The 26,885-nt window shown below is 65.1% G+C and carries 25 protein-coding genes; 9 read left to right on the top strand and 16 right to left on the bottom strand.

Annotation, left to right across the window (positions count from 1 at the left end):
* Window positions 1–45: 45 nt before the first annotated feature.
* From WS68_RS19690 to WS68_RS19645, 10 genes are all read right to left on the bottom strand, one after another.
* Entirely contained in the window at window positions 46–339 is a 294-nt protein-coding gene (locus tag WS68_RS19690; RefSeq protein ID WP_059572345.1) for a hypothetical protein, read from the bottom strand.
* Window positions 340–639: 300 nt separating this feature from the next.
* Window positions 640–768, bottom strand: a complete 129-nt coding sequence (locus WS68_RS29305; RefSeq protein WP_269434554.1) for a hypothetical protein — start codon at window positions 766–768, stop codon at window positions 640–642.
* A 121-nt stretch (window positions 769–889) separates the two neighbouring features.
* The gene (locus tag WS68_RS19685) at window positions 890–1,222 is read right to left on the bottom strand and encodes a RebB family R body protein (protein WP_059572344.1); all 333 of its coding nucleotides are present in this window, start codon (window positions 1,220–1,222) and stop codon (window positions 890–892) included.
* Between the two features lie 97 nt (window positions 1,223–1,319).
* Window positions 1,320–1,652: a RebB family R body protein gene (locus WS68_RS19680; protein ID WP_059517518.1), complete on the bottom strand. Its 333-nt coding sequence runs from the start codon at window positions 1,650–1,652 to the stop codon at window positions 1,320–1,322.
* Window positions 1,653–1,758: 106 nt separating this feature from the next.
* Window positions 1,759–2,517 carry a hypothetical protein gene (locus WS68_RS19675; protein WP_059572343.1) on the bottom strand — a complete coding sequence of 253 codons (759 nt, stop codon included), beginning with the start codon at window positions 2,515–2,517 and terminating at the stop codon, window positions 1,759–1,761.
* A gap of 202 nt (window positions 2,518–2,719) precedes the next feature.
* Window positions 2,720–3,100: a hypothetical protein gene (locus tag WS68_RS19670; RefSeq protein WP_231753069.1), complete on the bottom strand. Its 381-nt coding sequence runs from the start codon at window positions 3,098–3,100 to the stop codon at window positions 2,720–2,722.
* Between the two features lie 658 nt (window positions 3,101–3,758).
* Entirely contained in the window at window positions 3,759–3,998 is a 240-nt protein-coding gene (locus WS68_RS19660) for a RebB family R body protein (RefSeq protein WP_059572340.1), read from the bottom strand.
* Window positions 3,999–4,067: 69 nt separating this feature from the next.
* Entirely contained in the window at window positions 4,068–4,709 is a 642-nt protein-coding gene (locus tag WS68_RS19655; RefSeq protein ID WP_059572339.1) for a hypothetical protein, read from the bottom strand.
* 118 nt (window positions 4,710–4,827) lie between these two features.
* Window positions 4,828–5,397 carry an RNA polymerase sigma factor gene (locus WS68_RS19650; protein ID WP_059572338.1) on the bottom strand — a complete coding sequence of 190 codons (570 nt, stop codon included), beginning with the start codon at window positions 5,395–5,397 and terminating at the stop codon, window positions 4,828–4,830.
* 110 nt (window positions 5,398–5,507) lie between these two features.
* Window positions 5,508–6,197: a Crp/Fnr family transcriptional regulator gene (locus WS68_RS19645; RefSeq protein WP_231753068.1), complete on the bottom strand. Its 690-nt coding sequence runs from the start codon at window positions 6,195–6,197 to the stop codon at window positions 5,508–5,510.
* Between the two features lie 547 nt (window positions 6,198–6,744).
* Here WS68_RS19645 and WS68_RS19640 point away from each other — a divergent pair.
* The 3 genes from WS68_RS19640 to WS68_RS19630 all read left to right on the top strand — a co-directional run bounded on the left by WS68_RS19640 (window position 6,745) and on the right by WS68_RS19630 (window position 12,681).
* Window positions 6,745–7,794, top strand: coding sequence for a sulfate ABC transporter substrate-binding protein (locus WS68_RS19640; protein WP_082710169.1), 1,050 nt, complete (start codon window positions 6,745–6,747; stop codon window positions 7,792–7,794).
* A gap of 117 nt (window positions 7,795–7,911) precedes the next feature.
* Complete coding sequence (locus WS68_RS19635; protein WP_059572337.1) at window positions 7,912–8,889, top strand: ion channel; 978 nt, start codon at window positions 7,912–7,914, stop codon at window positions 8,887–8,889.
* Window positions 8,890–9,105: 216 nt separating this feature from the next.
* Complete coding sequence (locus WS68_RS19630; RefSeq protein ID WP_059572524.1) at window positions 9,106–12,681, top strand: indolepyruvate ferredoxin oxidoreductase family protein; 3,576 nt, start codon at window positions 9,106–9,108, stop codon at window positions 12,679–12,681.
* 62 nt (window positions 12,682–12,743) lie between these two features.
* Here WS68_RS19630 and WS68_RS19625 read toward each other — a convergent pair whose 3' ends face one another.
* Window positions 12,744–14,414: a Na+/H+ antiporter gene (locus WS68_RS19625; protein WP_059572336.1), complete on the bottom strand. Its 1,671-nt coding sequence runs from the start codon at window positions 14,412–14,414 to the stop codon at window positions 12,744–12,746.
* Between the two features lie 461 nt (window positions 14,415–14,875).
* Between WS68_RS19625 and WS68_RS19620 the strand changes: the two genes are divergently transcribed.
* From WS68_RS19620 to WS68_RS19610, 3 genes are all read left to right on the top strand, one after another.
* Window positions 14,876–16,180: a sensor domain-containing phosphodiesterase gene (locus WS68_RS19620; RefSeq protein WP_059572335.1), complete on the top strand. Its 1,305-nt coding sequence runs from the start codon at window positions 14,876–14,878 to the stop codon at window positions 16,178–16,180.
* Window positions 16,181–16,371: 191 nt separating this feature from the next.
* Complete coding sequence (locus tag WS68_RS19615; protein ID WP_059572334.1) at window positions 16,372–17,373, top strand: S1/P1 nuclease; 1,002 nt, start codon at window positions 16,372–16,374, stop codon at window positions 17,371–17,373.
* A gap of 333 nt (window positions 17,374–17,706) precedes the next feature.
* Window positions 17,707–17,892, top strand: coding sequence for a hypothetical protein (locus WS68_RS19610; RefSeq protein WP_156429584.1), 186 nt, complete (start codon window positions 17,707–17,709; stop codon window positions 17,890–17,892).
* A gap of 136 nt (window positions 17,893–18,028) precedes the next feature.
* Here the strand turns inward: WS68_RS19610 and WS68_RS27870 are convergent, their stop codons facing one another.
* Window positions 18,029–18,244, bottom strand: coding sequence for a hypothetical protein (locus WS68_RS27870; RefSeq protein WP_156429583.1), 216 nt, complete (start codon window positions 18,242–18,244; stop codon window positions 18,029–18,031).
* Between the two features lie 88 nt (window positions 18,245–18,332).
* On the opposite strand from WS68_RS27870, the gene WS68_RS19605 reads away from it, so the two are divergent.
* The 3 genes from WS68_RS19605 to WS68_RS19595 are packed head-to-tail and all read left to right on the top strand — an operon-like array spanning window position 18,333 to window position 22,044.
* Window positions 18,333–19,769, top strand: a complete 1,437-nt coding sequence (locus tag WS68_RS19605; RefSeq protein ID WP_059572332.1) for an alkaline phosphatase — start codon at window positions 18,333–18,335, stop codon at window positions 19,767–19,769.
* A 29-nt stretch (window positions 19,770–19,798) separates the two neighbouring features.
* Complete coding sequence (locus WS68_RS19600) at window positions 19,799–21,202, top strand: alkaline phosphatase (protein ID WP_059572331.1); 1,404 nt, start codon at window positions 19,799–19,801, stop codon at window positions 21,200–21,202.
* Window positions 21,203–21,219: 17 nt separating this feature from the next.
* Window positions 21,220–22,044 carry a hypothetical protein gene (locus WS68_RS19595; protein ID WP_059572330.1) on the top strand — a complete coding sequence of 275 codons (825 nt, stop codon included), beginning with the start codon at window positions 21,220–21,222 and terminating at the stop codon, window positions 22,042–22,044.
* A gap of 182 nt (window positions 22,045–22,226) precedes the next feature.
* Here WS68_RS19595 and bioB read toward each other — a convergent pair whose 3' ends face one another.
* The 4 genes from bioB to bioA form a co-directional block, all read right to left on the bottom strand.
* Window positions 22,227–23,234 (bottom strand): biotin synthase BioB, encoded by a 1,008-nt coding sequence (bioB, locus tag WS68_RS19590; protein WP_059572523.1) that lies wholly within the window; start codon window positions 23,232–23,234, stop codon window positions 22,227–22,229.
* A 61-nt stretch (window positions 23,235–23,295) separates the two neighbouring features.
* The gene (bioD, locus tag WS68_RS19585) at window positions 23,296–24,018 is read right to left on the bottom strand and encodes a dethiobiotin synthase (protein WP_059572329.1); all 723 of its coding nucleotides are present in this window, start codon (window positions 24,016–24,018) and stop codon (window positions 23,296–23,298) included.
* Window positions 24,015–25,235 carry an 8-amino-7-oxononanoate synthase gene (gene bioF, locus WS68_RS19580; RefSeq protein WP_059572328.1) on the bottom strand — a complete coding sequence of 407 codons (1,221 nt, stop codon included), beginning with the start codon at window positions 25,233–25,235 and terminating at the stop codon, window positions 24,015–24,017. Before bioF ends, bioD begins: the two co-directional genes overlap by 4 nt.
* Window positions 25,232–26,578 carry an adenosylmethionine--8-amino-7-oxononanoate transaminase gene (gene bioA, locus WS68_RS19575; protein WP_059572522.1) on the bottom strand — a complete coding sequence of 449 codons (1,347 nt, stop codon included), beginning with the start codon at window positions 26,576–26,578 and terminating at the stop codon, window positions 25,232–25,234. Before bioA ends, bioF begins: the two co-directional genes overlap by 4 nt.
* Window positions 26,579–26,885 lie beyond the last annotated feature (307 nt).

Genomic DNA, 26,885 nt, shown 5'->3' with positions numbered 1-26,885 from the left:
TCACCTCGGGTTCTGCGGGGAAGAGGGCGCGGCGATGCCGCGCGTTCAACGTGGGCTCGATGCGGAATGCATGAGCGCGGCCTTCGCGCCGGATGCGTCTTCGTCGGCGTCTTCGGGCGGGTAGTGGATCACGGGCGGCGCGAGCGGCGCGCTCGCGGCGAGGTTGCCGCCGGCTGGCGCGCCGCCGTTGAACGCATCGGCACCGTTCTTGGCGAACGGCGGTTGCTGCGTGGCGGCATTTGCCTGCGCGCGCGATGCTTCGGACGCGTCGTCGCTGCAGGCCGTCAAGAGCGACGCGGCGCAGACGACGGCGGCGAGCATGGCTGAACGATGGCGCATCGGCAGGCTCCGGGAGGAACGCGAATTGAGCATGCTGCGAAGTATGACGAAATGATGCGTCGATTGCGTGACCCGTTTGCTACGTCAATGTGATGACGATTTTCTTTCTATTTCTGACGAATCACTGTCAATGCAAGCCGCCGTTTCGCGCGCTGAGATCGCCGGTTTGGGGCGCGGCACGCAAGCCGTCGATATAGCCTTGCCACGCGTTGAAGTAATCGCGGGATAACGGGGCGCTCTCGTAGACGAGCGCGAACTTCCGGACGGCGTTCCAGATTACGTTGGCTTCGTCGCGGCCGATCACCTTGGGGTTGGGGGATCGTCGTAGAGATCGATGCTCAGATAGCGGGCAACGAAGTCGTATTGCGCGTTGCGGATCGCGTTGGCGTTGGCGGCGCAATTCTGCACGGTGTCGAATCCGTTTGGCATGGCATGTCCTTTGATCTGTCCGGGGCGCGGCGGCCGGAGTGGCCCGCGCCAAGACGAATCGGCGCGCGGCGGCGCGTCGATTCGCGGGCGCGGACCGGCCGTATCCGGTTCGCGGGCGCGGTTACTGCGGTTGCGAGCGGAACGCCTGCAGCACGGTCAGCAGGCTCGTGAGGTTGTCGGCGATGCCGCCTTGCGCGATCTTCTCGGTGGCCGCCGCGCCGGCGGTGGTATCGACGCTGTAGATCTGCATCACGCCCATGTTGGTGGCCGCCTGCGCCGCAGTGTTCTGCTGCTGCTGCGCGGACACGGCGTTCTGGAACAGGATGCCGGTGGAATGCGCCATCGTCTGGTAGATCGTGCCCAGCGCCGTCGCGGGGCTTTCTCCCAAAACCTTGACGTTCGATTGCGTGACGGCATCGGTGATTTGCGAATTGACTGTGGTCGGAATGGTCATGGCTGATTCCTAGAAGTTGAGTCGTAGCGGGAATGGAGGCGGCGCACCGCGCTGACGGTCAGCCCGGCGCCGGCTCATGCGACGACGCCTGGCGGCGTCATTGCGGCGGCGAACGGAACGATTGCAGCACGGTTAGCAGGCTCGTGAGGTTGTCGGCGATGCCGCCTTGCGCGACCTTCTCGGTGGCCGCCGCGCCGGCGGTGGTGTCGACGCTGTAGATCTGCATCAAGCCCATGTTGGCGGCCGCCTGCGCGAGCGTGTTCTGCTGCTGCTGCGCGGACACGGCGTTCTGGAACAGGATGCCGGTGGAATGCGCCATCGTCTGGTAGATCGAACCCAAGGCCATCGCGGGGCTTTCCGCGACGACTTTAACGTTCGATTGCGTGACGGCGTCGGTGATCTGGTCGTTGACGGTGGTCGGAAAAGTCATGGTGTCGCTCCTATCATGTCATGCACGGAAAATGCCGTGCGCAGGAAAGAACGTTGGGGCGCGCGGAATGTGAGCGCAGCGTCCGATTGTTTGGCAATACGAATCATCAGGATGCCGGCGCGCATGCGCCGGCGGCCGCGTGCGTGGCGATGTCGCGCTGAATCAGATCGATCACGTAATCGGCCGCGCGCGCCAGTTGCGCTTCAGTGGGCCGCATATCCGCTTGCGCGGCGAAGCGTTGCAGCGCAGTGCGCAACTCGGCGAGCGACGTGGCCGATTGCAGCAAATCCGCGATCGGCCTGGGGTGGGCTGCGTTGGGCGGCGCCGGTACGGCGGCTGGTGGCTCGCTGGCGGCGGGCGCAGCGGGGCTCGCCGCCAGCGTTGCGGCTGGTGTGGGTGCGATTGCGGCGGGGGCGGCAGCAGCGGCAGCGGGAATGGCAGGGACGATTGCGGGCGCTGCCGCGGGGGCCGGCGCGAATGCAGCCGACGGGGCTTGACGCGATATCAGGGACGGCGCATCGCTGGGTGACGGCGCGGATGATGGCGATGGTTCCGGCGTGCTCGATGCGCGCTCGGAAACCGGTTGTGGCGAGGGCACGGCAGGTACTTGAGGCAGCGATTGCAGCAACTCGTTGATCGTCGCTTCGGCGAGATGCAGACCTTCGTCGATCGCTGCATCGGCGGCGAGCCGTGCAAGCGCAAGCGCGGTGCGCCCCGGGCGCGGCGCGCTGGCCGCGGGCGGCGTCTGTTTCAACTGCCGGTAGATCAGGCGCAGCAGCGGCACGGTTTGCGCTCTGACTTCGGTGCCGATGAAGCTTTCGACGGCTTGCTTGAAATCGTCGAACCCAGATTGGACGTCGCTCATGATGATTCTCCTTGCAAACGGATTAGGGCGGGCAACGCTGGCTCGCAGAGGGCGGCCCGCGCGGGGCGCGGGCTGCGTCACGTGTGCGCCTGCTGCGGCGGGCGCGGCCAATGGGCCCTGCGTGGCTGCGCGGGCAGGCCGCACGCCGGGCCCCGTTTGCCGACGTTGATGCTCACGCCTTGCACATGCGTGCGGCGGCCGCTTACTTGCGGTTCGCGAACAGCTCGGCGTAGGACGAAAGGCTCTTGTCGATTCGATCCAGCGCGAAGCTCGCGGCGTCGGCTTCGATCGCGCCGGCGGCTGCCGCGACCGCCGCCGCCGCGCCCACCAGCAAGTCGGCGACGAGCGCGCCCACCGCGTCCTCGGCCGCCTTCGCCGGCATGCCCTTGCCGATGTTCTCGACCATCTCTTTCATCAACACGCCCTGGCTTGCCAGCGCAATCTTGCTGACGGCGTCGAAGTAGTTCGCGGCGGACTGCGCGACGAGCCCCGATGCCTGCGAGATCATCATGTTCGGCGCGGTGGCGATCTGGGATGCCGCGTAGGAGGCACTCGCCGCGTTGGTGAACTCGACGGCCTGCACGATCTGCTGATTCAGTGCCTGAGTGGCGGGGGGCGAGCCGGCATTCGCAGTCGTGCCAGGTGAGGCTGCTCCGAATGCGGCCGCCTCAGATGCGGCCGCGCCGGGCGAAGGCGTTCGCGACGCAGAAGAGGCGGGGCTTGAGGCGGGCGTTCCGGCGGAGGCCGGCTGCGCGCCGGCTGGTGTGTTGTCTGGCCCGGTGGCGGGCGCCACGGCCGGGGCGGATGTGTCGGGCCGCGCCGGCGCAGGCGATTCGGGTGCGCTGGCGCTGACCGCTTCACTACCGGATCGCGTGTCCGCGGCGGACGATGATGCAACGATGGCCGGCCCCTCCGCCGTATGCGGTGCAGCCTGCGCAGCTCTGGCGCGCGGTGCCGAATCGGCGGACGCCGGTGCTGCCGCCGCTGCTTGCGCGTCAGCCGCCGTGGCGCGGGCGGCTGGCGTGGCTGTCGCGCTCGGCAGCGCTGCGCCGGCCGTTTGCGTTGCCGCTGGCGCAGCCGGTTGCGTGCCCGCCGCGCGCCCGGATGCAAGCGGCTCACCGGCTCGCGCCGGCGCACCGCCCGTATCTGCGTCATTGCGCTGCGGCGCGGTGGGCGGGGCCAATCGGCTTTTCAGTTTGCTCCAGAATGCTCCCATGATCGAACGCTCCTTCGGATGAGCATCATGTCGACGAGGTGCCGATCGCCATGATCAGCGCGACTGCTTTCGATACCACGGCTGTCGATATCTGATTGAGCGCCTGCTGGCTCTGCACGGCGTTCTGCAGCGACAGGCCGGCCGCGTGACTGGCGACCTGATAGAGCGATGCGATCGCCTGGGCGGGCGCTTCGGCCACGACCTTGACGTTGGTTTGCGTGACCGCATCCGTGATCTGCGTGTTGACTTGAGTGCCCTCGGCCATGACGGCTCCTTTGGATGAAAGCTGACATCACCGGCGCGCGATCCGCGCACCGGCGCTTGCTTCACGCGTTCACGACGCGAAGTTGACTTGCGTGCCTTCGTCCCAGAAGCCCGTCAACGCAAAGCGGCCATCGCTTTCGCATTGCAGCGCGAGATCGTAGGGAGTCATCGCGGAAGGTCGGAGTTGAAACACGGGCGGCGGAGGCGGCAACAGGTTCGCGCTCATATATAAATTGCCGACTTCATAGCAATTCGCGACGAACTGCGAGCAGAACGACGCGCTGCCGATATCGACCGACTCGTTGATGCGTTCGCTTAGATCGGCGCCGTAGCTGCTGTTCCTGAAGATCGACAGCATCGCCGCCCACTTGCTGTAGCGCGCCGGGATCGACGCGACCGCGCCGTTGTCGTAGAACTGCTGCGCGGCGATGACGGCCGCTTCGGCAAGGCGATCGCCGAAGCACGAGTAGATCAGCGCGCTGCGCTGCGGATCGTCGTTCAGGTTGGTCTCGACGATCCCTTCGCCGACGCTTTCGATGACGCGATCGTCGTCGATCGCGATCGACGCATGCACGATCGGCACCTCGGGATCGGCTTTGCCGAAGAAGCTGGCCTTGAGCCATTGGCCTGCCCTGATCAGCACGCGCGGCACCTTGGTGCCGACGGGGTCGTCTTGTCTTGCGACGCTTAATACGATGTCTCCGGGACGCATGAGAGGCTCCTTGCGATGTGAGGGGGGCGCCGCGCGCGGCGCGGGAGTCGCCTGGCGCGCATTGCCAGGCTCTCGTGAAGAACGCGCGCGCGCGCCGCTTGTGAGGCGGCTTTGCGCATCAATTCACATCGACCAGCTTGCGCAGCTTGCGGCGGATCGTTTCGATCCGTTTGCGTGCGAGCGCTTCGTTGATGCCGAACTCCGCCGCGATGACCGGATACGGCAGATCCTGCTGGAACCTCATGCGAAACAGCGCCTGCTCAGGCTCGGGCAGGCGATCCACCGCGCGCTCGATCATCGACAGCATTTGCGCGATCTCGAAGCGGCGCTGGATGGACGGATCGTCGCTTGCGATCGTGCGCGCGTCGAGCGAATGGCTGTCGGTCGAGTAGTCGAAGATCTGCCGGTCGCGTGCGCCGCGCCGCACGGTATCGAGAAACACGTGGTTGAGCACCATGAACATGAAGCCTTCGGGCTCGCGAATGCGCTGCGGCGCGTTGCGCATGTAGACGAACACCTTTAGCGCAGTGATCGCGAGCAGCTCGTCGGCTTTGTCGCGATCGCCTCGCGAGAGCCGGCGCGCGCGCTGCCACAGATTCGGCCGTACTTTGTCCCAGGCTTCGGCGAAACGCGCTTCGATCGATGCGGCAGGCTTGGTATTCGCCGCGATTGCGCATTGCTGCTCCATGTTCGGCCCCCGTTTGCGTTTTGATTTATCTGAAGCACATTCTGGACAGCGCTAAATACGGATGCTGTTCCCGCGGGAACAATGAGTGAAATACGGTTTGCACGCGCCGTTTAGGAATCGGCATAGGCTTTGCGCTTGAATTTTTCGAGATCTGTAATAAGAAGGCTGTTATTGGTCCATTTCACTAATCCAGTACGCCGCCATTGCTGCAATACCGCGTTGATTTTCGGCCGGCTCGCATTGACCATTGCCGCGAGCAGGCTTTGGTTGCGCGGAAACGGCACGCGGATGCCGCCGCTTTCGCTGAGCCCCTGTTCGTCGATCAGCGGAATGAAGTGGCGCGCAAGCCGTGCCTCGAGGCGATGCAGGCAGGCGGATTCGACGAAATCGGCCGTATCGCGCACGCGCGAGCAGAGCTGCGTGACGATGCGGGCGACGAAGCGCGGCTCGTCGAGCAGGATGTCGAAATGCGCGCGGGCCACCATCAGCAGGATCGTGGGGCCGCATGCGAACGCCGTGGCGAGCCGGCCGCGCGGATCGGCAAGCGCGGTTTCGCCGACAAGCTCGCCCGGCCCCGCATCGCCGATGATCAGCTCGCGTCCGTCGGGGCCGTAGAGCGTCGAATAGATCTTGCCGATGACGACGACCGCGATGAAATCGTCGGGATCATTCTTCCGGTACAGGATGTCCGCGTCACGCAGATGCCGTTCGATCGCGTGTTGTGCGACGCGCGCAATGAACGCGTCGGGCATGCCGCGGAAGACCGGCGAGCGCGCGAGCGTCGCGGCCGTGCGCAACACAGTGTTTTCCCGAACGTCCGGTGCCTTGCATTTTCCGCTTAAATTCACGGCTTTCCCCTGTCCGGTGCAATTGCTGACCAGAACGGGGGGCATATTTCTTTGTGAATCCGGAATTCAAGAATATGGATTCGTTTGTTGACTGAAAGGTAATCGGGACGCGTGAGCAGACGGTATTGACCGATCATTTTTTTGATTACCGTTTGTTTATTGTCCGTGCAAATCCGGTTATGGCGATTTTCGTGCGGGGGATCGACGGCGGGCGATGAGGTGTCGTCGCGATGGCGCGGGTTGCGATAGGCGGAGTATGTCGCGCCGAATCGTGTCGTGCGGTGTTTCGTGATGCAACATCGCGTTGCGGGCCCGTCAGTTGCCCGCCGGTTCGACGAACGGGTGAACACGCCGCGCGTTGCCCGAGCGTGGCGCGTTCGCGAGCCCGGCGCGAGCGGCGGGCATCGATTACCGGCCGAGACGCGCCCCCAACGCGTCAACCATTACAATCGTTCGTCGCCAGCATGTCATGACCACCAGCACCAGCGGAGCATCGTCGATGGAATATCAGACTCAAACCCAAACTCAAAAGAGAAAGCAGAAGAGCACCCGCCACTGGCTCGCGATTTCCGTATTTGCGGCGGCGGCATTCGCCACCCCCGCCGCGCATGCCGATACGTCGCTGCTCAATGTCTCATACGACGTCACGCGCGAACTGTACAAGGACATCGACGCGAGCTTTGCCGCCGCGTATAAGCAGAAGACGGGCGAGACGGTATCGGTCAAGCAGTCGCACGGCGCGTCGAGCGCGCAGGCGCTGTCGGTATTGCAGGGCTTGCAGGCCGACGTCGTGACGATGAACCAGCCGAACGACATCGATCTGCTCGCCGAGCGCGGCCAATTGCTGCCGAAGGACTGGCGCGCGCGCCTGCCGCACAATAGTTCGCCGTACTCGACGACGATGGTGTTCCTCGTGCGTCACGGCAATCCGAAGCAGATCAAGGACTGGAGCGACCTCGCGAGGCCCGGCGTGCAGGTGGTGATCGCCAACCCGAAGACGTCGGGCAACGGCCGCTACGCGTATCTCGCCGCATGGGGCTATCAAAAGCTCAAGGGCGCGACCGATCAGCAAGCGCTCGACTTCGAGAAAGCGATCTTCCGCAACGTGCCGGTGCTTGATTCCGGCGGCCGCGGCGCGACGACGACGTTCACGCAACGCGGGATCGGGGACGTGCTCGTCACGTTCGAAAACGAAGTCGCGCTGATCGATACGGGCGCGGCGGGCGCGGGCTTCGATGCGGTTTATCCGTCGGCGAGCATTCTGGCGGAGCCGCCGGTTGCGCTCGTCGACAAGGTCGTCGACAAGAAGGGCACGCGCAAGGTGGCACTGGCCTATCTCGACTACCTGTATTCGCCCGACGCGCAGCAGATCATCGCGCGGCACCATTTGCGCCCGCGCGATCCGGACGTGCTCAAGCAGCATGCGGGCGAGTTCAAGCCGCTGAAGACGTTCAGCGTCGAGCAGATCTTCGGCAGTTGGGCGAGTGCGCAGAAGACGCATTTCGCCGACGGCGGCACGTTCGACAGGATCGTCGTCGACCGGAAATAGGCGGCGCGCGCCACGCGCGCCGGCGGCATTTCGAACGCCGCCCGAGCGCGGCGTCGCCGCAAAGGGATCGGAAGCTTCACGTGCTACGCTCGCCGCACTCTACTCGGCGAGATTGCGATGAATTCCGATTCCACCTCCGAGCGCTCCTCCGATCGTTCCGCAGGCACGGGGGCCGATGCGAGCGCAAGCGCGGCGCGCCGCGGCGGCCGCCGGCTTTGGTCCGGCACGCGCTATGTGATCGCGCACGGCATGCCGGTCGAAGGCTGGCGCGATCTCTATTACTGGGCGCTCAAGGTGAGCTGGCCGGCGTTTTTTGCGGCGCTCGCGGCGATTTTCCTGGTGAATAACGCGATTTTCGCGACGCTCTATTCGCTCGGCGATGCGCCGATCGCGAACCAATCGCCGCCGGGCTTCGCCGGCGCATTCTTTTTCAGCGTCGAGACGCTCGCGACAGTCGGCTATGGCGACATGCATCCGCAAACGGTCTACGCGCACTGCGTTGCGACGCTCGAGATCTTTGCCGGGATGTCCGGGATCGCGCTTGCCACGGGCCTCGTATTCGCACGCTTCGCGCGGCCGCGCGCGAAGATCCTGTTCGCGCGCCATGCGGTCGTGCGCCCGCTCGACGGCCAGTTGACGCTGATGGTGCGTGCGGCGAACGCGCGGCAGAATGTGATTGCCGAGGCGCGCGCGAAGCTCAGGCTGATGCGGCGCGAGCGTTCGCCCGAGGGCTACACGCTGATGAAGATCCACGATTTGAAGCTCGTGCGCAGCGAGCATCCGATCTTTCTGCTCGGCTGGAACCTGATGCATGTGATCGACGAATCGAGCCCGCTTCGCGGCGAGACGCCCGAATCGCTCGCGGCGGGCAGCGCGATGATCCTCGCGATGATCGAAGGCTCGGACGAAACCACTGCGCAGGTGATGCAGGCGCGCCATGCGTGGGAGCACGACGCGATCCGCTGGCACCACCGCTACGTCGACATCATGAGCGTGGTCGACGGCATGACTCACATCGACTATTCGTACTTCGACGAAATCGAGCCGCTCACGCCGGATTCGCCGCCGCCGCCTGACATCGTGCGGCCGATCTGACCAGTGACCGGCGCGCTTCGCGAGATTCTCCTCAAAATAACGGCAAAGCGAGAATAGTTTTTTGCTTTAACGCGATTTGTTCGCGAGATGAGCAAAAACATTCTTCTATTGACGCAAAAGAATACGGTTCATCGGGCCGTGCGCCGTCAGCGCGCGGCCACTCGCATCAGATCCGGCGCACGCGACAGCCGGGAAACGGATTCCGAGGAGACAACGATGAACGCACGCCTGCCTGTCGGCAGCCCTCCAGTGCTCGCCGACTATCGCCTGAGCGACAACCTTTGCGCCACACGCGGGCGCATCTTTTTGACCGGCACTCAGGCGCTCGTGCGCATACTGCTGATGCAGCGCGCGCTCGACGCCGATGCGGGCCTGAACACCGCGGGCTTTGTCAGCGGCTATCGCGGCTCGCCGCTTGGCATGGTCGATCAGCAATTGTGGAAGGCGAAGAAGCTGCTCGACGCGGGCGGCGTGCGCTTTTTGCCGGCGATCAACGAAGAGCTGGGCGGCACGGCCGTGCTCGGCACGCAGCGTGTCGAAGCGGACCCCGAGCGCACCGTCGATGGCGTGTTCGCGATGTGGTATGGCAAGGGCCCTGGCGTCGATCGCGCGGGCGACGCGCTCAAGCACGGCAACGCGTATGGTGCGTCGCCGCACGGCGGCGTGCTGGTGGTGGCGGGCGACGATCACGGCTGCGTGTCGTCGTCGATGCCGCATCAGAGCGATTTCGCGATGATCGCGTGGCATATGCCGATCGTGAATCCTGCGAATATCGGCGAGATGCTCGAATTCGGCCTGTACGGCTACGCACTGTCGCGCTTCTCGGGCGCATGGGTCGGTTTCAAGGCGATCTCGGAGACGGTTGAGTCGGCCTCGAGCGTCGATCTCGACACGCTCGCCACCCGCTGGCCCGCGCCGGTGGATTACGTGCCGCCCGCGGACGGGCTGCACAACCGCTGGCCCGATCTGCCGAGCCTCGCGATCGAAGCACGGCTGGCGGCGAAGCTTGGCGCGGTCAGGCACTTCGCGCGCACGAACAGCATCGACAAATGGATCGCGGCGAGCGCGCACGCGAACGTCGGCATCGTTACCTGCGGCAAGGCGCATCTGGATTTGATGGAGGCGCTGCGCCGGCTCGATCTGACGGTTGCCGATCTCGATGCGGCCGGCGTGCGGATCTACAAGGTGGGCCTGTCGTTTCCGCTCGAGACGACGCGGCTCGACGCGTTCGTCGACGGCCTTGCCGAAGTGCTCGTGATCGAGGAGAAGGGGCCAGTCGTCGAGCAGCAGATCAAGGAGCATTTGTACAACCGCGCGCCGGAGGCGCGGCCCGCGGTGATCGGCAAGCGCGACGCATCGGGCGCGCCGCTGCTGCCGGAGTTGGGCGAGTTGCGGCCGTCGCGGATTCTGCCGGTGTTCGCCGACTGGCTCGCACGTCACAAGCCCGCGCTCGACAGACGCGCGCGCGTGGTCGATCTCGTTGCGCCGCGCATCTTGTCGAACCATGCCGACGCGGTGCGGCGCACGCCGTATTTCTGCTCGGGCTGCCCGCACAACACGTCGACGCGCGTGCCGGAGGGCTCGGTCGCGCAAGCAGGCATCGGCTGCCATTTCATGGCGTCGTGGATGGAGCGCGGCACGACGGGCCTCATTCAGATGGGCGGCGAAGGCGTCGACTGGGCCGCGCACGCGATGTTCACGAACACGCGCCACGTGTTCCAGAACCTGGGCGACGGCACGTATTTTCATTCAGGCATCCTAGCGATTCGGCAGGCGGTGGCCGCCCGCGCGAACATCACCTACAAGATTCTCTATAACGACGCGGTGGCGATGACGGGCGGGCAGCCCGTCGACGGCAGCATCTCGGTGCCGCAGATCGCGCGGCAGGTCGAGGCGGAGGGCGTGTCGCGCTTTGTCGTCGTGTCCGACGAGCCGCAGAAGTACGACGGGCATCACGCGCAGTTTCCGGCGGGCACGACGTTTCATCATCGCAGCGAGCTGGATGCGGTGCAGCGGGAGCTGCGCGACACGCCGGGCGTTACCGTGCTGATCTACGACCAGACCTGCGCGGCCGAAAAGCGCCGCCGCCGCAAGAAGGGCGAATATCCCGATCCGGACCGGCGGCTCTTCATTAACGAGGCGGTTTGCGAAGGCTGCGGCGATTGCGGCGTGCAGTCGAACTGCCTGTCGGTCGAACCGGTGGAAACCGCGCTCGGGCGCAAGCGGCGTATCGATCAGTCGTCGTGTAACAAGGACTTTTCCTGCGTGAACGGCTTTTGCCCGAGCTTCGTGACAGTCGAGCATGCGCAGCTCAAGAAGGCGGCCGGCGCCGCGTTCGACGAGGCGGCGCTCGCCGCGCGCGTCGACGCGTTGCCGCGGCCGGCGACGCATCTCGATGCCGCACCGTTCGATCTGCTGATCACCGGCGTTGGCGGCACGGGAGTCGTGACGATCGGCGCGCTCGTCAGCATGGCCGCGCATCTCGAGGGCAAAAGCGCTTCGGTGCTGGATTTCATGGGCTTTGCGCAAAAGGGCGGCGCGGTGCTGTCGTTCGTGCGGATCGCGTCGTCGCCCGTGTGGCTCAATCAGGCACGCATCGATACGCAGCAGGCCGATGTACTGCTCGCGTGCGATATGGTTGTCGGCGCGAGCGCCGATGCATTGCAAACGGTGCGGCGCGCACGCACGCGGATCGTCGTCAACACGCATGCGATTCCGAACGCGGCGTTCGTGCGCGATCCGGATGCGAGCCTGCATGCGGATGCGCTGCTGGAGAAAATGCGCGACGCGGCGGGCGATGCATTCCTGACGAGATGTGACGCGCAGGCGCTCGCGACGAAATTCCTGGGCGATACGGTCGGCGCGAACGTGCTGATGCTCGGCTTTGCGTGGCAGCAAGGCAACGTGCCGGTGTCGCTCGACGCGATGATGCGCGCGATCGAGTTGAACGGCGTGGCAGTGCCGATGAATAAGCTCGCGTTCTCGATCGGGCGGATGGTCGCGGGCGATGCGGCCGGCCTCGATGCATTGTGGAACGCCCGCCATCCGGTGCACGAGCCGCTGCCGCCGCTCACGCTTGATGCGCTCGTCGCCGATCGCATCGAGCGCCTGGCCGCCTATGGCGGCGCGCGCTATGCCGAGCGTTATCGCGCGCTGGTGGATGCGGCGCGCGCGACGGGCGACGAACGCGTCGCCCGTGCGGTCGCGACGACATTCCACCGGCTGCTGGCGGTGAAGGACGAATACGAGGTCGCGCGGCTTTATACGAACGGCGCATTCCGCGCGGCGCTCGAGGCGCAGTTCGAAGGCGTGGCGGGCAAGGATTTCCGTGTGCGGTTCCATCTCGCGCCGCCCGCGATCGCGAAGGCCGGCAAGGACGGCGGCGCGCCGCGCAAGCGGGCGTTCGGCCAATGGCTATGGCCGGCGCTCGGCATGCTCGCGCGCGTGCGCGGCCTGCGCGGCACGCCGCTCGATCCGTTCGGCCGCACGCTCGAGCGTAAGATGGAGCGCGCGTTCGCCGACGATTACGAGACGACGATGCGCCGGGCGCTCGCGGCATTCACGCCGCAGACGGCCGACACGGTCGTGCGGCTTGCCGAGCTGCATGCGAAGGCGCGCGGCTACGGGCACGTGAAGTTCGCGAACGTTGCAGGCGTGAAGCGCACGGAACGCGAACTGGCCGCGCGGCTTACGATCGAGGCGGCCACCAGTGCCGCCGTCACGCGTGCGCTCGACACGTTCAAGGGCGCGGGGGCGCTGCGCGGAATTCCGGTTGTCGTCGCGAAATCCTGACGTCTTGAACGCGCAATGACCGGTGGCGGAAACGCGGGCGCGCGTTTTCGCCACCGGCCGGGTCATACGATACCTTTCTTGCGCGTCGACAGCGCGGCCTCCGACAGATCGATCTCGCGTATCAGCTTGGCGAGCGTTTCATCGCCGATCTTGCGCTCGCCGCGTAGCCGGTAGAGTGCCGCGCGTTCCGCGCGAAGCGCGGCGATTTTCATCCGCAGTTCCATCTGTTCGGACTGCCTGGCTTCGTCGAGCGGTGCCTTGCCGTCGCCGGCATAGGCGGACAAGCGCCGCCGATACAGATCCATGACGCGCGCGGTCACGTCCGCGCAGCGCGCGGCGGCGGCTTCATCGAGATCGGCGGCGATCGCGTCGTGCGTCGCGTCGACCGCGCGGATTGCCGCTTGGGCCGTCGCCGCGCGTGCCGCGCGCTCTTCGTGCGCATGCGGATTGTGCGCCGGGCGCACGCCGCGCAGCAGCAGCGGCAGCCCGGCCACCGCCACGGCGATCGAGCCGAGAATGACACCCGATGCGATGAAGATCGCGGTATCGCGGCCGGCGAGCGGCGTGCCGTCGGCGAGTGCGACCGGGATCGACAGCACGCCCGCAAGCGTAATCGCGCCGCGCACGCCGCCCACCGTCATCACCGCGATCGTGCGCAGCCCGGCCATCGTGCCAGTGAGGCCGTGCTTCGCCGCGCGGCGGCTCGCGATCCAGCGCAGCAGCCAGACCCACGTGAAACGGATCGCGTACAGCGCGACGAGCATCGCCGCGACATAGCCGATCATCATGCCGACGAGCATGTCGCTCGTTTGGTGCGCATCGACGAGCGCGCGGCCGATGATATGCGGCAATTGCAGCCCAAGCATGATGAACACCATGCCGTTGAACACGAACTCGATCATCGCCCACGTGCTTTCGGCGCGCACCCGCGCGGCGACGGTACTGCTGCGCGAGAAGCTCGTGTAATTCATCATCATCCCGGACGCGACAGCCGATAGGATGCCTGACAAACCGAGGTGCTCGGCAATCAGATACGACGCGAACGGCACGAGCAGCGTCATCACGATGCCAGGCGCGGGGTCGCCTTCCTGCGATGCGTTCAGAAAGCGTGTGGACAGCGTGCTGAATAGCCATGCGAGCAGCGCGCCCACGACGAGCCCGCCCGATGCGACGATCACAAAGCTGATTGCCGCGTCGCGCAGCGAGAACATGCCGGTCAGCGCGGCGGCGATCGCGAATTTCAGCGCGACGAGACCCGATGCATCGTTCATCAGCGCTTCGCCTTCGAGGATATGCATGAGCTGTGGCGGGATGCGGCCCTTGCCGGCGATACCCGACAGCGCGACCGCATCGGTTGGCGACAGCACGGCGGCGAGTGCGAACGCGACCGGCAACGGCATGCCGGGAATCAGCCAGTGCGCGAAATAGCCGACGGCGAGCACCGTCGCGAACACGAGGCCGAACGCGAGCATCAGGATCGCGCGCCGCTGCAGATACAGTTCGCGCTTCGGAATGCGCCAGCCGTCTGCGAACAGCAATGGCGGAATGAACAGCAGCATGAAAATTTCGGGATCGAACGTGACGTGCAGATTGAACTTCGGCCACGCAAGCACCGCGCCGATGGCGATCTGGATCAGCGGCAACGGCAGGCGCGGCATCGGCAGCACGCGCGTCATCACGCCGGACAGCGCCACGGCGAGCAACAAAATCAGAACTGTGAAGACAATTTCCATCGGTATGCGAAACGGGGAAACAACGGTACGCAGTGTAACGCGCATGAAAGATGCACGACGGTAAACGCTGCGGCGCGGTTCGCACCGTAATGGTGCGAACCGGCTCCGTCGATAGGCATGCCAATAGATTGGGGACCGAAATATTCGGTGTCGGGTTCTCCGGAGCTTGTTCCCGCGAATAAATGGCCTTTTCTGGCGGCCGGCCCTTCAACATCGGCGGGACGTGCGCTGCCGGCCCTATTGCGACGTCTTGCCCGCATACGCCAGGCGGAGTGCCGTGGCGGCCCAGCCTGGGCAATGCATGTTCGCCAGCCCGTCACCCGCGTGAGGGAGCCAAGCTGAGCACGGAGCTTGCTTAACGCTAGGCGAAAACTAAGATCAAACAACCGAGGACCACTTATGACAATCCGCGAGTCGCGTATTTTGCCTGCCGATGTTTTCGTCGTGCGGAGGGCTGCTGCATGATCACGGTTCAACAGGAGCGTCCGGTTGCCGCGTCGCCATACCGCTTCGAAGCAGAGGTAACCTCGGGCCTCGCGCGCGTTGCCGCGCAGCATCACGATCTCACGCTGACGAGCGTGTTTCAGCCGATCTTCAGTTTGTCCCATATGCGCGCGGTCGGTTACGAGGCGCTGTTGCGCGCGCACGATTCGCTCGATCGCCCAGTATCGCCGCTCGATGTGTTGGGCGAAGCGGCGCGCCACGGCGAGGCCACGCAGGTCGAGCGGCTCGCGCAGGCGCTCCATCTCGAAAACTTCTCGCGTTTTGGCGCGCAGCGCGAATGGCTGTTTCTCAACGTGGCCCCCGGCGTGCTGACCGATCCGTTTCAGGCCGCCGCGCTGTTCGCGAATCTGAAGCGGTTGAGCATTTCGCCGCGGCGCGTTGTGCTCGAAGTGATCGAGCAGCGCGCCGAGGATCTCGAGCGGCTTGCCGAAGCCGTGCGCGGGTTGCGCGAACAAGGTTTTCTGATCGCGCTCGACGATTTCGGCGCAGGCCATTCGAATCTCGAACGAATCTGGCAATTGAATCCGGATATCGTGAAGCTCGACCGTATCATGCTGTCGCACGCGCAGCATCGCACGGGCGTCACCGCGGTCCTGCACGGGCTTGTCACGCTGCTGCATGAGGCGGGCAAGCTCGTGTTGATCGAAGGCATCGAAACGGAGCACGAAGCGCAGATCGCGCTGTCTTGCGAAGCGGATTTCGTGCAGGGCTACTTCTTCGGCCGTCCCGCGCCGGGGCTGCCGGACGGTGCGGTGGCGTGCGCTTGTATCGGCGAGCTGACCGAGCGTTTTCGCGAGCAGACCGAAGCGCGCGAGCGGCGCGACACGCAGCGGCTCGCGCCGTATCTGCGCGCGTTCGAGCGCGCGGCCGAGCGCCTGGCGGCAGGCGAGCCGCTCGACGAAGTCTGCTGGAATTTCCTCGCGCTCGATCACGCCGCGCGCTGCTTCCTGCTCGACGAGCGCGGGCGGCAGGCCGGGCGCAATGTCATGCTGCGCGCAGACCGCGCATCGCATGAGACCCGCTTTCTGCCGCTTGCCGACGCGCAGGGCGCGAACTGGCTGAGACGCCCGTATTTCCGCAGTGCCATCGCCAAGCCGGGGCGCGTGCATGTGACACGGCCTTATCTGTCCATCAACGAGGCGCTGCCATGCGTGACGTTGTCGGCCGCGATTCGCGTCGACGATGCGCTATGCGTGCTTTGCGGCGATATCGATTGGATCGACGATCCGGATTTCCCGGCTGCCGCACGCGCCGCATGCTGATTGCCAAGTCTGCGCGGCAGGCCGCGCCGGCGAAGTTGCTGAACCTGTGCGGCGCTTTTTTCCCAGGTTACGGCGGGCGTTGTCATCGACGCGTGACTCTATTTCGCCATCGGTTTTCGAGGCGGAATTAATAAATTAGTCATACGTATCAATCTAAGATAAGCCGAGAGCAATGCCATTGAGAGGGCCATATGAGAGAACCGAGAGGAAAGAACGAATATAAAAAACAACGCAGTATTCGCGATGCCGACGAAATCCAACGCGCGTGCCGCTGGCGAATTCTGCGCAACGGCGTGGCGAGCGCGGCGCTCCTTGGCGCTGCGACGAGCGCGTTTGCGTGGGGCGATGTCGGGCATGAAGTCGTCGCGAAGATCGCTGATCATTACCTGACCGACCAGACTCGCACCGCCGTCAACGCGCTTCTCGCGACCGACACGAGCGGCCTGACCGCCACCGATATCGCGAGCGAAGCGACCTGGGCCGACAAGTACCGCGCGTCGCATTCGAACACTTCGCAGTGGCATTATGTGGATACCGAAATCGCCACGGGCGACATCGATGCCGCGTGTTTCGGCCATCCGCCGTTGCCTTTGAACACGGTGGCCTCGCAGGGGCCGGCGCAGGCGTGCGTGGTCGACAAAATCGATCAATTCGTCAAGGAGCTGAATGCGCCCGATACTTCGCCATCCGAACGGTTGCTCGCGCTGCAATTCATCCTTCATTTCGTCGGCGACGAACATCAGCCGCTGCATTCGAGCAATGACAATGATAGCGGCGGAAATTCGAAGCACGTGTCCGCGACCGGTTTCAAGTCGGGCAATCTGCATTCGTACTGGGACACGGCCTTCATCACGCAACTCGGCACCAGCGCCGACGACATCGCGTTGAAGCTGATTCCGCAAATCACGCCGACCGACGTGACCAACTGGCAAACGCTGACGCCGCGCGACTGGTCGCTGGAGGCGTTCGGCGTGGCGAAGCAGGATGTGTACGGCAAGCTGCCGCAACCGAACGCCAGCGGCGTTTATGTGTTGTCGAGCAGCTATGTGAGCACCGCCGAAGCCGATGTGTCGCTACAACTGCGGCGTGCGGGCGTGCGCCTCGCGGGCGTGTTGAATCAAGCGAATCTGACGGCGCCGAAGACGCAGAGCAAGCCTGTTGCCGCGATGCTGGTTTCGCCGTTCGGGCAGTGATGCGCGGGCGCGATGCGTCGCCCCCGCGCCGCCAACCGCCGTGCCGCGTGACGGCGGAATAGATGATTTAAACGGGCCGTCCCTCTTCGAGCCCGAATGGGTATTCGTGCGCTGAAATTGGCAATGTCTTGAATCGAGACATTATTGTGCCGATATATTTTGCTATTTGTCCGGATCTCAGTGCGGCGATGAAAGGTAAATTATATTTTTATATTTAATATGTAAGGAAAATAACATAAATATCCTTCGGCGACCGATATATTACGAACCGCTTTCTTCATATCTTATGGAGAAAGCATCATTTTAAATCTCTACTATTTACAGGAGAGCGTAATGAATATGGTCGATCTCGTTGAAGGCGAAATCCAGGCAGTGTCGGGCGGCGCTTGGAATGTGCCTGGCATCATCTCGGCCTTGCCTGGCATCATCTCGGACATCATTGCCGATTATCCTTATGGCTGGATCAGTACGCTTCCGATGCCGATCGACGGCTTTGAAGTCAAGCCGGCTCTGTTTTAATGCCGGCATCGACGGAATATCGTTGATTTAGTCGTCATATGACGAAACGGGAGCGCCGGCTGAATGCATCGATGGCTGGCGCTCTTCAAATATAAAATGCCAACAGAAATCGAATTAATTCCTATTGGTTGTTGATTTAAAGAAAATTAAACCATTGCTTGGCAAAGGTTGATTCTCGCTGTCGAAACCAGCGGCGTGATTTCTTTATTGTTCCGGCAATCGCGCACTCGCCCGCTCGACGCAGATATCCGGATGACTGGCTAAACGGATGGGCAAGCCGGCCGAAGCGCGCGCCGAGACTGCGCCAAATGCCGCGCGCCCGCACACCAGCCTTCATCAGGCATTCTTTCATCTTTCAGAAACATTCACATTCGCGTCACATCGCCCCCGTATCGTCCTTTCGATTCTGAAAGCAATCAACACGACGACGGGAAACCGAAATGAAGCGAGTGAGATTAGTGGCGCTCCTGTGCGCGAGCGTCTTCGCGGCGGCGGGCTGCGGCAGCGATGATTCGCCCCAGGCGGGTACGCCGGGCGGCGGCACGCAAACGGCCGCGCGCAACGTGATTTTCTTCCTGGGCGACGGCATGGGGATCACCACACTGACCGCCGCACGCATCTATGCGCTCGGCGAGGACGGCGCGCTCACGCTCGACACGCTGCCTGAAACGGCATTCGTGAAGACCTATTCGAACGACGCACAGGTGACGGATAGCGCGCCGTCGATGTCCGCGTATATGACGGGCGTGAAGACCAACAACGAAGTGATCTCGATGACGCCCGACACCAAGGCGGTCGAGCCGAGCGCGAATCTCACCGGCAATTGCGGGACGAACAACGGCAAATCCGCGAAAACGCTGCTTGAGATCGCGAAGGCCAACGGCATGGCGACGGGCGTTGTCACGACCACCCGCGTCACGCACGCAACGCCGGCCGCGACCTATGCGCACGTCTGCCACCGCGATGCGGAAAACGACATCGCCGCGCAGCTCGTGCCGGGCGGCGCGGGCTACAACGCGGCGCTGTCCGACGGCGTCGACGTTGTGCTGGGCGGCGGCCTGCAATTTTTCGTGCCGAAGGATGCGGGCGGCAAGCGCGCCGACGGCCGCCATCTCGTCAATGAGCTGAAGGCGAAAGGCTATGCATTCGCGCAGAACCGCGACGAACTGCTTGCCGCCGATGCGACGAAGGGCGGCAAGCTCGTCGGCCTGTTCACGTCGAGCCATATGAGCTACGACCTCGATCGCAACGCGACGAAGGAGCCGAGCCTTGCCGAGATGACGACGCGCGCGCTCGACGTGCTGCAAAGGAATGCGAAGGGCTACTTTCTGATGGTCGAGGGCGGCCGCATCGACCATGCGCTGCACGACACCAACGCGAAGCGCGCGCTGCAAGATACGGTTGCGTTCGACAACGCGATCAAAGCGGCGCTGGACAAAGTGCGCAAGACTGATCCGGATTTGAAGAACACGCTCATCGTGGCCACCGCCGACCACGATCACACGCTCGTGCTGAACGGCTACGCGGCGCGCACCGGCAAGACGGAAGCGGGCAAGCCTGGCGTGCTCGGCGTGCTGCGCAATTACCAGACCGGCGCGATCGCGAAGGATGCGGACGGCGCGCCGTACACGATCATCGGCTTTGGCAACGGCGAGAACCGCGTGCAGGGCAGCCGCGCGGGCACGAATCTCACCGACGCGGTAACGGGCGCCGACGACTACCGGCAGGAAGCGGTCGTGCGCATGGATAAAGGCAATGAGACGCATGGCGGCACCGACGTATTTCTCGGTGCGATCGGCCGCGGCGCCGAGAATTTTCATGGCGTGATCGAGAACAACAAGGTGTTCGAGCTTGTGCGTAACGCGGCGCAGCTTTGAGCGCGACATCGGTCAATAGGGGAAACAGCATGACTACGATCCAGCGCGTCGCGGCAGCGACGATCGCCGCGGCGGTTCTGGCGGGCGGCTTTGGTTCCGCGGCGCACGCCGCAGGACAGGCGAAAAACGTGATTTTCTTTCTCGGCGACGGCATGGGGCCGACGACCGTCACCGCGAGCCGCATCTACAAGGTCGGCGAGGCCGGTCAGCTCACAATGGAGAAGCTGCCGCGCACCGCCCGCATCAAAACTTTTTCGAATGATGCGCAGACCACCGACAGCGCGCCGTCGATGTCCGCGTATATGACCGGCGTGAAGATGAACAACGAAGTGCTGTCGATGACGCCCGATACGGTCGCCGTCGCACCCGGCAACGACGCGAACGGCAACCGCACGGTCAACAATTGCAGCGCGAGCAACGGCAAGCCGGCGCAGACGCTGCTGGAGCTTGCGAAGGCGCACGGCAAGGCCGTGGGCGCGATCACGACCACCGAGCTTACGCACGCCACGCCCGCGGCGACCTACTCGCACATCTGCCACCGCGATGCGCAATATCACATCGCCGCGCAGGCCGTGCCGGGCGGCGTGGGCTATAACGCCGCGCTCGGCGACGGCGTCGACGTGCTGATGGGCGGCGGCCGCAACCACTGGACGCCGTTCGATCCAGTCACCAACAAGCGCGGCCGCGCGGACGGGCGCGACCTGCTCGCCGAATTGCGCGCGAAGGGCTATGCGGTTGCGGCGACCAAGGATCAGCTCGCGCAAGCAGGCGGCAACAAGCTGATCGGCCTGTTCAGTTCGACGAGCCATCTCGAGTACGAACTCGATCGCGTCGCCGGCAAGGGCGAGGGCGCGACGCAGCCGAGCCTTGCGGAAATGACCGCGAAGGCGATCGACGTATTGTCGAAGAATCCGAACGGCTATTTCCTGATGGTCGAGGGCGGCCGCATCGATCACGCGCTGCACGGCACCAATGCGAAGCGCGCGCTCGAAGATACCGCGGCGTTCGACGAAGCGATTCGCACCGCGTTGTCGAAGGTCGATCTGTCGAACACGCTGGTCGTCGTCACGGCCGACCACGATCACACGATGACGATCAACGGCTATTCGAAGCGTGGCAATCCGATTCTCGACATCAGCCGCAACTACCGCGACGGCCAGCCGAGCAAGGACGCGGACGGCAACACGTACACGACGCTCGTGTTCGGCAACGGCGCGAACCGGCCGAACGTGCGCACGTCGGTCGATTCGGCGAGCGCGACGCACGATGCGTATCTGCAGGAGGTGGGCGTGCGGCTCGGCAGCGCCGGCTCGGAGACGCACGGCGGCGGCGACGTGATGTTGTTCGCCGACGGCGCCGATGCGAAGGTGTTCAAGGGCACGCTCGACAACACAAAGGTGTTCGGCCTCGTGAAGTCGGCGTTCGGGTTTTGAGCGAGGCGGCCGCGACGATGCGAATCGACGTGATGAAACGAAGCGCCGCGCGGCGCGTGCGCGCGGCATGGATCGCGGGCGTCGCGGCGCTTGCCGCCGCGCCCGCGCTTGCCGCCGCGCCCGATCTCGATGCAGTGCTGCTGCACGAGAGCCGCGCGACCAGTGCGGACGGCGTGACGCGCACGGTCGTCTATCGTGAGCGGATGGTGCGCCGCGAAGGGCACGTGTGGGTCGAGCGCGTTCGGCTTGCCGGCGCGGCGCGCGCCGATGAGCATGACGATCACGTGCCCAGTCATATTCATGACGCCAGTGCTCGCAGCGAAGCCGATGCGCATCGCGCGCGTCATGCATTGGCCGCGCCGCGCGACCGTGCGCGCCCTGCCTCCGTTCACGCGCATGCGGGGCACAAGCACTTCAATTTCGGCGCGGCAGCCCGGCACGTGACGAACGACGGCGGCAACGTGCGCATCGAGTACGTGGATGCGGCCGAGCGCACGATCGTCAGCGTGCCGCCGACCGAGTTCGAGACGACGGGCTTTGACGGCTCGTGGGACAACGCGTTCTACATCACGCCGCCGTCGCAGTTGAAGCGGTTGAACGCAAAGACGGCGGCCGGGCACGAACCCGGCAAGCGCTGGTACGAGCAGACAATCGCCGGGCGCGGCGTGAACCGTATTTTATGGAGCGATGCGTTGCAGGCGCCGCTCGTCGTCGAATACCGCAGCACGGACGGCAGCGTGACGCGCAAGCTGACGCTCACGCCCGCGCCGCGCGCGAAAACGCCGCCGTGGCGGCAGCTCGCGTCGTATACGCGCAAGGAGTATGAGGATTATCTCGATTGACCGGCGTGGCGTGTAGGGCGTTTGCGTCTGCGTTTGTTGACGGGCGGTGCCGGCGCCAAAGGGAGGCGGGCAAACGCAGCGCATTCGATGGTCCAAATGCCGGCGTGCGCGCGCCTGGCGAGCCCGCGCGCGCAGCGGCAAACACGTCACGCGCGCGGCGCGCGTGACGGATGCATTGAGATTCAGGCGCCGAGCTGATTGGTTTCGCTCGCGGTGATGCCGAGCCGCGCGAGCAACTTGCGGTCCGCTTCCGCGCGCGGGTTGCTCGTCGTCAGCAGCGCGTCGCCGTAGAACATCGAATTCGCGCCCGCCAGGAAGCACAGCGCCTGCATCGAGTCGTCGAGCTGCTCGCGGCCTGCCGAAAGCCGCACCATCGCCTTCGGCATCGTGATTCGCGCCACCGCGATCGTGCGCACGAACTCGAACGGGTCGAGCTTTTCCGCGTGTTCGAGCGGCGTGCCTTCGATCGCGACCAGATTGTTGATCGGCACCGATTCCGGATACGGGTTCATGTTCGCAAGCTGCGTGATGAGCCCCGCTCGCTCGCGGCGCGATTCACCCATGCCGATGATCCCGCCGCAACAGACGTTGATACCGGCGTCACGCACGCGCTCGAGCGTGTCGAGACGGTCCTGATAGGTACGCGTCGAAATCACCTGGCCGTAGAATTCGGGCGACGTGTCGAGGTTGTGATTGTAGTAATCGAGCCCCGCGTCGGCGAGCGCCTTCGCCTGGTGCTCTTCCAGCATGCCGAGCGTCACGCAGGTTTCGAGGCCCATGTCCTTCACGCCGCGGATCATCTGCTGAATCGGCTCGAGGTGCCGGTCCTTCGGGTTACGCCATGCCGCGCCCATGCAAAAGCGCGTCGCGCCGTTGGCCTTCGCGGCGCGTGCGGCGGCGAGCACCTCGTCGACTTCCATCAGCTTACTCGCCTGCAGGCCGGTATCGTGATGCGACGATTGCGAGCAGTAGCCGCAATCTTCCTCGCAGCCGCCGGTTTTGATCGACAGCAGCGTCGAGAGTTGGATCGCGTTTGCATCGAAGTGCTCGCGATGCACTTGTTGCGCGCGGAACAGCAGATCGTTGAACGGCAGTTCGTAGAGCGCGATCACGTCGGCCACGCGCCAGCGCGGCGCGACGGGCGCGGCCACGGGCGTTTCGGTGGCGGCGGCGGTTTGAGCTTGAGTCATGTCGGTCATCCTTCGAAGCGGGGATCGATTCTTCAAAATTAGCGCCATGGTAGGCGAAAAATCAGCGCGGCGCGGCGGAGCGCTGCGTATTCAATAAACGGACGATATCGAACGCATGCGATGCGGCGTCCGGCGACGGCGGGCTCATATGCGCGATGTCGCCGACGAGCGGCGCGCGATGCTCGCGCTCGAGCCACGCGCGCAGTGTGTCGACGTTCTCGTCGGCGAAGCGCATCGCCGGATCGACGCGGTTCGCGACCCAGCCGGCGATCGCGAGGCCGCGAGTGGCAATCGCGTCGGCGGTGAGCAGCGCGTGGTTGATGCAGCCGAGCCGCACGCCGACCACGAGCAGCACCGGCAGCCCGAGTGCGACCGCGAGATCGGCCGTGTCGCGCGTGCCGTCGAGCGGCACGCGAAAGCCGCCGACGCCTTCGACGATCACGACGTCGGCCGCTTCGCACGCGCGGCGGTGAGCCTCGGCGACCGTGCCGATGTCGAGCGCGATGCCGTCGAGCGCGGCCGCGATATGCGGCGCGGCAGGCTCCTTGAGCAGGAACGGCGTGCGGATCGCGTCCGGCAGCGCGACGCTTGCCGCGGCATCGAGCTGGTCCGCGTCCTCATTGCGCCACACGCCGTCGCGCTCATATGCGCCAGCCGCGATCGGCTTCAGCGCGGCCGCGCGCAGCCCGGCGCGCGTGAAACCGCGCAGCAGCGCGGCCGATACGAAAGTCTTGCCGATTTCGGTATCGGTGCCCGTCACGAAGAAGGAAAGCGGTGCGTTCATGCGGCGATCGGGTTGGCGGTGGACGATGCGCTGGCCGGCATGTCAGCCGGCGCGCTGAGCGCAGCGTCGAGGCGCGCGAGATCGTCGAACGAATGCGCGGCCGACAGCGAGATGCGCAGCCGCGACGTGCCGGCGGGCACCGTCGGCGGCCGGATCGCGGGCACCCAGAGGCCTTGCGCGTCGAGCGCGCGCATCGCGGCGAGCGTGTCGTCGTTGCTGCCGATCACGAGTGGCTGCACGGCGGTATGCGAGTCCACCGGCTGCCAGCGCGTGCGCCGCAGAATGACGCGGGTGCGCTCGATCAGCGCGGCCAGATGCGCGCGGCGCGCGTCGCCTTCGTCGCCGGCGATGATCCTGAGGCTCGCGCATACCGCGTATGCAACGCACGGCGGCGCCGCCGTCGTGAAGATGTAGCTGCGTGCGCGCTGGATCAGCCATTCGATCACGGTTTCGTGCGCGACGACGAACGCGCCCGCGACGCCCGCCGCCTTGCCGAGCGTGCCGACACCGACGAGGTTCGGCGAGCGCAGCGCATGCGCGGCGAGCGCGCCGCGCCCTTGCGGGCCGAGCACGCCGAAGCCGTGCGCGTCGTCGACGACGAGCCACGCGTCGTGCGCTTCGGCGAGTGCGACGAGGCGCTCGAGCGGCGCGATGTCGCCGTCCATGCTGAACACCGTGTCGGAGACGATCAGCTTCGTTTTCGCATCGGAGGCGGTGAGCTGCGCGTCGAGCGCAGCCATGTCGCAGTGCGGGTAGATCTGCACGTCGGCGCGCGCGAGCCGCGCGCCGTCAATCAGCGACGCATGGTTCAGCGCATCCGAGAAAATCGTCGCGCCGCGGCCGGCCAGTGCGGTTAGCGCGGCGAGATTGGCCATGTAGCCGGTGCTGAAGTACAGCGCGCGCGGCGCGTCGCAGAAGCCGCCGCAGAACGCCGCCAGCTCGTCTTCGAGCGTGGCGTGCGCGCGCGAGTGGCCGCCCAGCAGGTGCGAGCCGCCGCTGCCCGAGCCATAGCGGCGCGCGCCTTCGGCTAATGCTTCGATCAACCGAGGATGCGAGGCGAGCCCGAGATAGTCGTTGCTTGCGAAGCCGACGATCTCGCGGCCGTCGACCGTCATATGCGAGCCGCACGCGGTGTCGGCCACGCGTCTTGCGCGGTGCAGCCCTTGCGCGTCGATATCGGCGAGGCCGCGTTCAAGCGAGGCAAGCAGGCGCGTCATGCGTGGGTCTCCGCGAGGGTGGCGTCGAGCGTGTCGCGCGTGCGCGATGCGAGCCACGTGATTTCGTCGTCGTCGAGAATGTATGGCGGCATCAGATAGACCGTCGTGCCGATCGGGCGCAGCAGCGTTTCGCGGGCCAGCGCGTGTTCGAAGAAGCGGCGCGCGAAACGCTTGGCGGCGTCGCCTTTGAGCGCGACGTCGAACGCGAAGATCGTGCCGCGCTCGCGCAGATGGCGCACGTGCGGATGCTCGGCGAGCGGCGCGAGCGCGGCGCGCATCAACGCCGATTTGCGCGCATTGTCGGCGAGCACGTCGCGCGCGTCGAACAGATCGAGCGTGGCGAGCGCCGCGCGGCACGCGAGCGGGTTGCCCGTATATGAATGCGAATGCAGGAAACCGCGTGTGACGTCGTCGTCGTAGAACGCATCGAAGATGGCATCGCGCGACAGCACGAGCGACAGCGGCAGATATCCTCCGCTGATGCCCTTCGATAGGCACAGGAAGTCCGGCCACACGCCGGCCTGCTCGCATGCGAAGAACGTGCCGGTGCGTGCGCAGCCGACCGCGATCTCGTCGGCGATCAGATGCACGTCGTGCGCGTCGCACAGCGCGCGCAGGCCGCGCACGTATGACGGATCGTGCATCGCGAAGCCGGCTGCGCATTGCACGAGCGGCTCGACGATCAGCGCGGCGATCTTGTCGCCGCGCTCGGCAAAGAGCCGCTTGACGTCGGCGAGCGCGCGCGCGGCCACGTCCGCGGCCGTCTCGCCGTCTTGCGCGCCGCGTGCGTCCGGCGACGCGACGACGTGCGCCGCGCGGATCAGCGGATCGTATGCGTCTTTGAAGAGCGCGACGTCGGTCACGCCGAGCGCTCCGATCGTCTCGCCGTGGTAACCGTTTGCAATGCAGACGAATTCGCGCTTGTCGCCGCGGCCGCGATTGCGCCATGCATGAAAGCTCATTTTCAGCGCGATTTCGACGGCCGACGCGCCGTCGGATGCGAAGAATGCATGGCCCAGCGTGTGCCGGGTGAGCGCTGCAAGCCGCTCGGCGAGCTCGACCGCCGGCTCGTGCGTGCAGCCGGCGAGCATCGCGTGTTCGAGCGTGTCGAGCTGCGCCTTTAGCGCCGCGTTGATTTGCGGATTCGCGTGACCGAACAGATTGACCCACCACGAGCTGATCGCGTCGAGATAGCGGCGGCCCGCGTGATCGATGAGCCACGCGCGTTCGCCGCGCGCAAGCGCAATGAGCGGTAGCTGCTCGTGATGCTTCATCTGCGTGCAAGGGTGCCAGACCGCACGCAGGCTGCGCGCGACCCAATCGTCGGTTGCGTGTGTGTTCAAGACAACTCCGGGGCGAAAACGCGTCGAGTGCGCGAAGCGCATGGTTCTCGTTTTGCGGGATCGTGATAGCCAAGGGCCCGATCGGATGGCAAAAAACGCGTGCGTATAAAACCAAAACCGGGCTGAGATTAGCGTGTTTTTCGTGTTGATGCAGCAGCGGTTACAAAACGCCAGCGCCTTGCCTGGCGCGGAGTTCGGCGCATTTCGCGACGGCTCGCGGCGGTTCGGTACAGATCGCCAGAATAGGCGGCAGAAGACGGCGGCAAAGCATCGCTACCCGCCGGGCGGGAATGGGGGGAGAAAACTC

Origin of the sequence: Burkholderia sp. TSV86 (genome assembly GCF_001522865.1) — a bacterium.
Lineage (GTDB): Bacteria > Pseudomonadota > Gammaproteobacteria > Burkholderiales > Burkholderiaceae > Burkholderia.
The sequence above is the reverse complement of the archived record's forward strand: the minus strand, read 5'-3'. Positions and strand labels throughout refer to the sequence as shown.